This window comes from Myxococcus llanfairpwllgwyngyllgogerychwyrndrobwllllantysiliogogogochensis (assembly GCF_006636215.1).
Taxonomy (GTDB): Bacteria; Myxococcota; Myxococcia; order Myxococcales; family Myxococcaceae; genus Myxococcus; species Myxococcus llanfairpwllgwyngyllgogerychwyrndrobwllllantysiliogogogochensis.
In genome coordinates, this window is record NZ_VIFM01000374.1 from 1 (window position 1) to 9,111 (window position 9,111).

Below are 9,111 nucleotides of genomic sequence, written 5' to 3' on the forward strand. Positions count from 1 at the left end.
AGAGACAGCCCCCCGTCCCCGCCTCACCCCGGTGCGGTCGTCGTGCCACGGTGCCGCTGACTCCCTGACTTCATTGCATCGTGCATGCCGAGCCTCGGTACACGCACTCGCGCCGCGGCTCCCGGCGCCATCCCCTCCACCTCGCCCGGACACCTCGGCCTCTTTCTCGGACCGAGGCCTGGCTTGTGCCTCGACAGGTCCAGGTGGTGGGTCGCTCCTTCCGACCACCTGGACTCCTCGGAGGCAGGGGCAACGGCGCGGCGGTTCTCGTCCGCGCCGCCGCGCCCGGACTTCGCTTCGGAATCAGGCAGTGATGAAGCGCGGGGGCGGGCGCACCACGCTGAGCTGCTCCATCTCCTTCACCATCTTCTGGAAGTCGGAGTTCGCGATGCCCGTCTCGCCCTTGGCCAGCGACTGGGTGGCGTACTTCTCGTAGGTGTCCACCACCTTGCGCGCGTCCGGGCTGAGGCGGTCGTAGTTCTGGCGCGCCCACTTCTGGAGGTCCGCGTACTCCAGCCCGGCGGCCTGGCCGTCGAGGTCACCGGCGCCCTTGCTGATGGCGTTGGTCAGGTCCTTGGCGGAGATCTTCCCGTTCTTCCCATCCAGCGTCTCCAGCGCGGTGCGCATGGACGCGTCGTGGAAGGTCTTGTGCTGCGAGGCGTCCTTCACCATCGCGTCGAAGCCCGGCTTGTCCAGGCCCTTGGGGCCCGCCGTCTTCGAGTGCTTCTCGTACGTCTCCATCACCTTCTGCGCCTCGGGCGTCAGCCGGTCCTGGTTCTTCGCCGCCCACTTCTGGAACTCGGCCAGCTCCTTGGTGGAGTTGCCGTCCGCGTCGCCCGCGCCCTGCTTGATGGCGCCGAGCAGGTCCTCACCGGAGATGGGCCCGTTCTCCTTGTCCAGCTTCGCCAGCGAGTCGCGAGCGCTCACGTCGCCCACGCTCTTGAAGTCCTTCATCATCTTGGACCACTCGGTGGAGCTCAGGTCCTTGTCGCCCGTGGCCATCGCCTTGGTCGCGTGCTTCTCGAACTTGCCCATCACTTCCTTGGCCTCGGGCGACAGCTTGTCGCCGTTCTTCTTGGCCCAGTCCTGGAAGGCCTTCAGCTCGTCCGCGGTGTTGTTGTCCGCGTCCTTCGTGCCGCTGCGGATGGCCTTCGCCATGTCATCGCCGGAGATGGGCTTGGGCAGCTTGTCCAGGCCCGCGAGCGCCTTCTCCGCGCCCTTGTCGCCCACGCCCTTCATGTCATTGATCATCTTCCGCCAGTCGCCGTCCTGGTGGCCGTTGGCCTTCCTTTCCGCGGCGAACTTGGAGAAGCGGTCCATCACCTGCTTCGCCTCGGGCGTGAGGCGGTCCTGGTTCTTCTCCGCCCACTCCGCGAACGCGCGGTACTCGCCCTTCGCCGCCTGGCCGTCGTGGTCACCCGTGCCGCGCTGAATGGCCTTGGTGAGCTGGTCCGCGGTGATGGGGCCCTTCGTCTGGTCCAGCTTGTTCGTCTCGCTCAGCGCGCCCAGGTCCAGCGGGCTCCACTCGTTCGGCAGCGGCTTGGACGGGAAGCACCCACCCTTGTCGAAGCTGTCGCCACCCGGACGGCCCGCCTGCTGGTGCGGCGCGTGGTGCTTCATCATGTGGCGCAGGTCCTTCAGCAGCTGGTGCTCCTTGACCAGCGCGCGCTCCAGCTTGCCCTCCAGCTTCTCGAGCTTCGACTCGGTGCGAGCCAGGGTCTTCTGAGCGGAGTTGAAGGAGGTGGCGACGGACATTTGGTTTCTCCGAAGTAAGTCGTTGTGAGCACCCCTATTGCTCGCGGCGTGCCACACATCTCCTCCGGTTACCCACCTTCACTTCTAACCTATATTCAAGGGGTTAGGCGGCACCAGCCCCTCCACGAGGGGTGGTGACAACTGTCACCACCGATGACAGTCGTCACCAGGGGGAAGGCCCCCCAGGTGGTGACCAGAGTCACCGGATCCCCCGAAGTGGTGACTGGAGTCACCGGATCCGCTTGCTCGCGGCTCGACGCGGCGCGCGCGCCGGCGAGGCCAGGGCCTTGCGCACGCGCTGCTTGCCCTGAGGCCGCTCGGCCACGAGCTCGAACCCCTGTTTTTCAAAGAACGGCACCGTGCCCGTGTACGCGGACGCATTGGATGTACGCGCGGACCCCTTGGGAGGTTTCACGGGATATCCCTCCACGGTGCGCGCGCCCCGCTGACGCATCACGTCCAGCGCGGCCTTCAGCAGCACCGTGGCGACGCCCTGGCCCCGGAAGTCCTTGTGGATGAAGAAGCAGGGCACGGACCAGACGTCGTCCGCGTCGTCACACCGGAGGCTCGGTGCGCGGTCCAGGCGCGGGAAGCTCCGACGCGGCCCCAGCGTGAGCCAGCCCACGGGGTGTCCGTCCACGAAGGCCAGCAGGCCCTGGGCCTTGCCCTCGTCCACCAGCGCCTTCATCCGCTGCTTCGCGGGCGCGCCCTTCACGTCAGCGAAGCGCTCGCCTTCTTCCAGCCGCCAGAACATGCACCAGCAGCCCGCGCACGCGCCGTTCTTCCCGAACAGCGTCTCGAGCGCCGGCCACAGCTTCGGCGTCAGCTCCTGAATCTCGATGTCGAGGGACATGCGCGAGAAGGTAGTGGGCGCGAAGGCTCGCGGCACCCCTTCGTTACAGGCCGCCTCTCAGCTCTGTGTCGCTCCACAGAGCGCCCTCACGCTCGCGCAGCAGGAACGTGAGCCGGCCCTGATGGAAGCCTCGCACCGGGGCCTCGGGGTCGGGGAAGCCCGCCGGCAGGCGCCAGTCCGGAGGCAACGTGCCGCTCAGGGGAATGGACCGCTCGCGACGCAGCTCGCCCACCTCCAGGTCCGTGAGGGGACGCACCCGCGCCCAGGGCAGCAGCGCCCGGCCCTGTGAGCCCACGCGTGTCCCGGGCGCAGGGTCGCTCCACGGGCCTATCGCCGTGCGCAGCAGCGTGGACAGGTGCGCGCCACAGCCGAGCGCACGCCCCACGTCCCTCGCGAGCGAGCGGACGTAGTAGCCCCCTCGACAGGTCAGCGTCAGGCGACTGGTGCGCGGCAGCTCGTGCGAGAGCCACCGGGCCGAGTGCAGGTACACGCGAGAGGGCGGCAGCTCCACCACCTCGCCCCGGTGGGCCTTGCGATATGCGGGCTCGCCTCCCACCTTCTTCGCGCTCGTGGCCGGTGGCACCTGCTCGTGCCAGCCCACGAAGGGCGCGAGCGCGGCGTCGAGCAACCCGGGCGTCAGGCGAGACACGTCCCCCTGGAGCACGGGCTTGCCGTGCAGGTCTCCCGTGTCCGTCTCCGTGCCCCAGACCACGTCCGCTTCGTACGTCTTGGGCACCGCGTGCAGCAGCTCGAACAGTCGCGTCGTCTGCCCCACCAGCACGAGGAGCAGCCCTTCCGCGAACGGGTCCAACGTCCCACCGTGGCATATCGGCAGGCGCTTGCCCGGCACGGCACGCGCCTCCTCCAGGAAGGACTGCACCACCGAGAAGCTCGTGGGCCCCACCGGCTTGTGCACACTGTAGAGCCCCGGCGTCATGCGTGCTCCCGACGGAGAATTCGCGTCATGGACTCCGCGACGTGCTCAACCACCCCGGTCCTCTTCTTCCTCTTCCTCTTCCTCGACGAAGTCGGAGGAATCGCCATCCAGGGCTCCCTCCACCTGCGTGGCTCCGTCCCGCTTCACCAGATACACAGGCGAACAGCGTGACGCCTGCGCCACCGTGCGCGCCAGGGGCTCCGCGTGCGTCGTCACCCAGACCTGGCTGTCCCTCGCCGCCCTCAGCACGAGCCGCCCCAGAGGCTCCAACAGGTCCGGATGCAGGCTCGTCTCCGGCTCGTTCAACGCGAGGAACGGCGGAGGGCGCGGACTCAAGAGCGCCGCCAGCAAGCAGAGGTAGCGCAACGTTCCATCGGACAGCTCGGACGCGGCCATGGGCCGGCTCAACCCCGGCATGTGCAGGAACAGACTGAAGCGTCCCTCACTGGAGCGAACCTCCAGCCGCGCTCCCGGGAACGCATCGTCGATGCCCTGCTCCAGACCGCGCGTGTCCCCAATCTGGAGGATGGTCAGCAGCGCCGCCGCCAGGTCCGCGCCGTCATGCGCCAGCACCGGCGTCCTCACGCCCACGCGCGGATGCCGCATGGCCGCGTCCGGGTCCGTGCGGAAGTGGTGATAGAAACGCCACGCGGAGAACGTGCGCTGCACCTCCGACAAGCGCGGGAAACGGTGTGGCTCGCCCAACTGGTCCAGCACCGACTCCGAGTTCCAGAGCTGCGTGGGAAACGTCACCCGCTTCCCGTCGGCGTCCCGCATGAAGGCCGTGCGGTCCTTGCGCTCCATCAGCACCACCTTGCGCCCCCCGGACCAGGCCCACAGGTGCTCCGACTTCACCTCCGGGTCCAGCTTGAAGGGGTCCGTGGAGCGCGGGAGGTTGGGGACGATGCCGCAGCTCAGCTCGTACGCCAGCTCGCCCATCTCCACCTGCACCGTCAGCCGCACCGGCTGCTTCGCGCCCCGCGAACCCGCCCACAACACGCTCGGCGTGCCGCCCTCTTCCGCCAGGGTGCGCGCGAGCCTCCCCTCCGACGCCGCCACCAACAGGTACAGCGCGCGGTACAGGTTCGTCTTGCCACTGCCGTTGGCTCCGACAATGACATTCACCGGGCCCAGCTCCAGGGAGAGCTGACGCACCGAGCGGTATCCGGAAATCCGCAAGCGCTGGATGGGCATCGAGCACCCCACCCTAGCTCGCCCACCTCCCACCGCAACGGTGCTCTGGTGGTCCGTCACACTCGCGACGGACCGGGCACTCCACCCGAGGGAGCACACCACGTGGACACGTGCCCCTCGGGTCCTTCAGCCGGCGCGACGACTACCGACGACGCAGCAGCTTCTCGTAGCTCCGGCTCAGCTTGCCCGCGGTGACAGCGGGCACGTGCACCGGCGCATCCGCCCACTCGGCCAGCCGCTCGAAGTAGAAGGTGCGCTGCGGCTCGGGCAGCGCGGTCAGCGTCCCGTAGAAGCCGATGCCCGCCGGGTCCACGATGCGGTACGAGTCATTCCTGGAGCTCACGCCGAAGGCCGAGGCACTCCACGGGCTCAGCGCGCCGTCGACGATGAGCACGCGCCGGGCGTGCAGCCGCGTCCACAGCTCCAGCTTGAGCAGCGGCACCGGGTTGTAGACCTTCACCACGCCCGCGGGAGGCAGCGCCGTGGGCACCTGCCCGCCCGGGTAGCGCAGCAGCGGACGCAGCTCCAACTCCGGGAACAGCGGCGCGCCCAGCTCCGTGGCGCACTGGTAGCTCTCCGGCTCAATCGCGCTGTACAGCGACTGGTCTGAGAAGGTGTACGCGGGGCCCGCCACCAGGTCCACGAAGGCGAACAGCTCCTCGGCCGACACCGTGGGCTCCGGAATCGTGTCGCAGTCGTACGGCGCCAACCCCATGTACTCCCAGAAGTTGAACGGCAGCCGCACCACGCTGAACTCGAACGCCTTGTCCACGCCCAGCGTCTCGAAGGTGAAGCCCCACTCCACCTGCGCCGCCAGCAGCGGCGTCAGCTCCTCGCGCCGCTCCAGCGCCGCCCGCTGCACCGCCTTCAACCTGTCGCGGCACGTCGCGTCACCCACGGTGGCCAGGAAGTGCGGCGTGCGGACATCCTGCAACCCCAGGCTGTGCCGCTCCGCGTAGGGAATCGTTGCCTCCACGTCGTTCGGAAAGAAGTAGCGGTGAAGGAGGGCCGCCGTGCCGCCCCGGAACACCCCCGTGGACAGCCAGCGCGCGCCGTAAATCGTCTTGAAGACCTCCACCACGCGGTGCGCGTCCGCCGCGGACTGCCAGACATCCAGGAGCTTCCAGTCACGCGAGGCCGGCGTCGACGTGCCGTAGAAGCGGTGCTCCACCGTCACCTGGTTGCCCTTCAAGAGGTCCACCGGCTCCGCGGCGATGGGCTCCGCGAAGATTTCCGCGCCCTCCGTGTCGATGACCATCGGCGCCGTCACCGAGCGGTGGAACAGCGTCATGCGCTGAAGGAACTTCTCACCCTCCGGATGGCGGTGGTCCGCGGGTTGCTCGAAGTCGAGCGTGAAGAAGCGAAAGTCATCAATCTGCTCGTCCCCCAGAATCGTGACGCCCGGGAGCGCCTCCAGCCGCGCGCGGATGTCGTCGTCGATGGCTCGCGCCTCCGACAGCGTCTCTCCCGAAGGCGCGCCCTCGCGTCCCGCCTCCGACGTGTCGCCACAGGCCGCCAGCAGCGATACCGCCAGCGCCCCCACCACGCCTCGAAACCGATACGTCACTCCCCACATGTCTCGCTCCTCTCGATGAACAACGTCACTCGGGTTCAGTCAGGAACCATCCCGGACATTCTCACAATTCGAGAATTATAGGCTACCCATGAAAATACACTCCGGGTGTGGAGCACCGAAGGACCTCGGGAGAGGTCCTCCGGCGGGACGGCGTGGCTACGGGGTGGGTGGCGTCTCCGGACGGCCCAGGATGAGGCCGCATGAGGGGGGCACGGCGAAGCCATTCCTGGCGGAGTCGACGGCATTCGTCGCGTTGGAGCCCAGGCCGATGGCGGCGAACGCGTTCCACATCCGGCAGACGTCTTCCCCACCATGCAGGGTGGTGGCGGCGCTGATGATGCCGTCGCGTGTCTGGAGGAAGGTGGGGTTGCAGGCGGTGCGCTTCAGGCCCTCGGTGAAGTACAGCAGCATGCGCTGGTTCCCCGCGTTGCCCGTGGCGTCGTAGAGGTCCGTGCTGAAGCCCCACTGCGTCACCAGCGCCCAGTACACCTCCCACAGCGCCTGGGCGAACACGGAGCCCACGCCGTGCGGGACGGTCATCGTGTTGATGCTCTCGAAGGTCCAGGTGTTGACGAGCGCGGACGTGCTGTAGCGCTGGGTGCGAAGGCCCGGGCCGGTGATGGCCTGGTTCAGCACGTACGTCCCGATGCCACGTCCCTGCGGGCCGGTGTCCGACGCGCGCGCGGTGTAGACGAGCGCCAGGAAGTCGCTGAGGCCCTCGCCCGGCTGCTGCCGGTTGGTCAGGCACGACACGTTGCTGGGGCCGCCGACGAGGCGGTTGGAGATGCCGTGGCCGTACTCGTGGACGATGACGCCGCTGTCCAGGTCGCCATCCTTGTCCGGCGTGGGCGCCGTCCAGAGGTACATCTGCATGCGCGGGCGGAAGCCATCCGGAGGCGTGAGGAAGTTGGCGTTGTCGACGCCACCACTGTCCTGCGCCTCGGCGCGCACGTCGTCATTGCCGAGCCCGCCTCGGGCATGGTTGTTGACCTGGAAGTTGCCGGCCAGCTCGTCGAAGCCGTACTGGTACTGCACGTCGTGGACGAGGTTGTTCCAGTAGAAGAGGTTGGCGACCGCGGCGGCGAAGTACGTGCTCGGCGCGCCCGTCAGGTTGATGGCGAAGTCGCACGCCAGCCCGGCGCCGCAGTTCGGGTCGCTCGCGGGCGGCTGACCATTGTTGTCCCGGTCCTCGTAGGCGTGAACGTTGTTGCCGCGGGGGGCGAGGAACTCGGCGCCCGTGACTCCGTTGGTGTCATGCCAGCCGAAGGGCGAGGCCAGCGAGTGGGCGGGGTTGGTGACGAGCGTGCGCCCATCCGCAGGAGGAACCGGCGTGACGTGGTGCGGGCTCTCGGCGGGCCTCGGGTATACGCGGTACGAATCCCCCGCCACCCAGTCGAAGCGCGTCCAGACCTCGCCCGTGCCCGCGTCCACCGTCAAGTCATGGGCGTGGCGGGCATCCAGCGTGTGGACCTGGAAGCGCCAGACCAGACGCGACTCTCCACGACGCAGCGGCAGCACCGCCAGCGACGCGTCGATGGGCTCGCTCGACAGCCCCCGCGCCTCCACGCGAGTGCGCCGCGTGGGACCGGGCTCGGCCTTCAGCTCGCGGGGCGCCGCGAATCCCTGGAGGCCCAGGTGCCGCGCCGCGCTCGCCACCGCGTCGGCCGCGCCAATCCGAGGCTCCACGCTGGAGAGCGTGGACTCCAGCGCGGGCTGGAAGTCGCTGTGCACCGCGAGCACGCGCCCTTCCCGATCCACGTTGACCTGGAGCTGCGCGTTGTAGACGGGCAGGTCCCGGTAGCGCTGTCGCAGATACACATGAGTGGCACCACTGAGGCGTGAGTAGACGCGGTCGGTCACCTCCAGGTTGGCCAGGTCGGACAGCTCCAGGCCCAGGACCTCGCGATGTCGCTGGACGAAGTCCAGGCCCACCGCCAGCGCGTCTCCGCTCGCGGGCTCCGAGAGCGCGCCCACCAGGTTGATGAGCGAACGCACCCGCCCGTTGGACGCATCCACCTCCACGCGCAGCTCCGGCACGGACTGGCGCAGCGCCGCTTCCGCCGCCTGCTGCGTCGGCGCGAAGGTGAAGCGCATCCGGGCGTTGTAGGAGAGGCGCGCGTCGTGGTGCCGCTCTCCCTGGGGCTCCGGCACCACGGCCAGGGCGAGGGGGGACAGCAGCGCCCCCGTGAGAGCTACCGCGTGGAAGAGGCAGCGTCGGGCGTGTCTTGGGGACATGTCGTGCTCCTGCGTCACGGACCACCCCGGGATGGGGCGTCACGCGGAACAAGGACACGGCCCGTCCACCTGACTCAACAGGGGGACCGGGCGAGACCATCGACTTCCGAGCGCGCGCTACGGCTCAATCGCCGCTGAGGTCGCTCCATTGGTCATCACGCGTCTCGGGTTTGCCCTTGGGGCGGAGGTGCGCGAAGGACAGTGTCATCTCCACGGCGAACTCGCGCTTCTCCGGCGGCTTGCCCAGGTAGATGTACTTGGTGCGGTTCGTGATGCAGGCATCCAACATCTTCACGGAGGTCACGGGGGTCACCTTCCCCTTGACGCCCTCCCCGTTCGCGTCGAACCGCGCCCTCAGCCGGAAAATCCGGGGGATGCCGCCGTCGCGGAGGATGGCCTCCCTGCCGCAGTAGTCGTAGTCGCGCAGGTGCTTGCTCAGCATGACCGCGCCCCACGCCTCATTCGTCTTGGGCAGCGGCGGGCGCTTGATGGGCTTCTCCACCATGGGCGGCAGCGGGGGCTGCGTCACGATGGGCGGGGGCTCCGGAGGCCGCGGAATGG

At 68.7% G+C, this 9,111-nt stretch carries 7 protein-coding genes; all 7 read right to left on the minus strand.

The annotated features are described in order from the left end of the window. Positions 1-303: 303 nt before the first annotated feature. Positions 304-1,755, minus strand: a complete 1,452-nt coding sequence (locus FJV41_RS45680) for a hypothetical protein (protein WP_141648925.1) — start codon at positions 1,753-1,755, stop codon at positions 304-306. A gap of 229 nt (positions 1,756-1,984) precedes the next feature. After that, entirely contained in the window at positions 1,985-2,608 is a 624-nt protein-coding gene (locus FJV41_RS45685) for a GNAT family N-acetyltransferase (protein ID WP_141648926.1), read from the minus strand. Positions 2,609-2,651: 43 nt separating this feature from the next. Further along, complete coding sequence (gene truB / locus FJV41_RS45690; protein WP_141648927.1) at positions 2,652-3,545, minus strand: tRNA pseudouridine(55) synthase TruB; 894 nt, start codon at positions 3,543-3,545, stop codon at positions 2,652-2,654. A gap of 45 nt (positions 3,546-3,590) precedes the next feature. Further along, positions 3,591-4,739, minus strand: a complete 1,149-nt coding sequence (locus tag FJV41_RS45695) for an AAA family ATPase (protein WP_141648928.1) — start codon at positions 4,737-4,739, stop codon at positions 3,591-3,593. A gap of 142 nt (positions 4,740-4,881) precedes the next feature. Beyond that, complete coding sequence (locus tag FJV41_RS45700; RefSeq protein ID WP_141648929.1) at positions 4,882-6,315, minus strand: alpha/beta hydrolase family protein; 1,434 nt, start codon at positions 6,313-6,315, stop codon at positions 4,882-4,884. Positions 6,316-6,471: 156 nt separating this feature from the next. Further along, complete coding sequence (locus tag FJV41_RS45705; protein WP_141648930.1) at positions 6,472-8,550, minus strand: M36 family metallopeptidase; 2,079 nt, start codon at positions 8,548-8,550, stop codon at positions 6,472-6,474. Between the two features lie 124 nt (positions 8,551-8,674). After that, positions 8,675-9,111, minus strand: a 437-nt coding sequence (locus tag FJV41_RS45710) for a hypothetical protein (RefSeq protein WP_220137958.1), incomplete at its 5' end; no start/stop codon positions are given.

Bases quoted from the DNA above. Each gene is read 5' to 3' on its own strand.
- FJV41_RS45695 (WP_141648928.1), bottom strand. From the start codon at position 4,739: ATGCCCATCCAGCGCTTGCGGATTTCCGGATACCGCTCGGTGCGTCAG.
- FJV41_RS45680 (WP_141648925.1), bottom strand. From the start codon at position 1,755: ATGTCCGTCGCCACCTCCTTCAACTCCGCTCAGAAGACCCTGGCTCGC.
- FJV41_RS45685 (WP_141648926.1), bottom strand. From the start codon at position 2,608: ATGTCCCTCGACATCGAGATTCAGGAGCTGACGCCGAAGCTGTGGCCG.
- FJV41_RS45700 (WP_141648929.1), bottom strand. From the start codon at position 6,315: ATGTGGGGAGTGACGTATCGGTTTCGAGGCGTGGTGGGGGCGCTGGCG.
- FJV41_RS45705 (WP_141648930.1), bottom strand. From the start codon at position 8,550: ATGTCCCCAAGACACGCCCGACGCTGCCTCTTCCACGCGGTAGCTCTC.
- truB (WP_141648927.1), bottom strand. From the start codon at position 3,545: ATGACGCCGGGGCTCTACAGTGTGCACAAGCCGGTGGGGCCCACGAGC.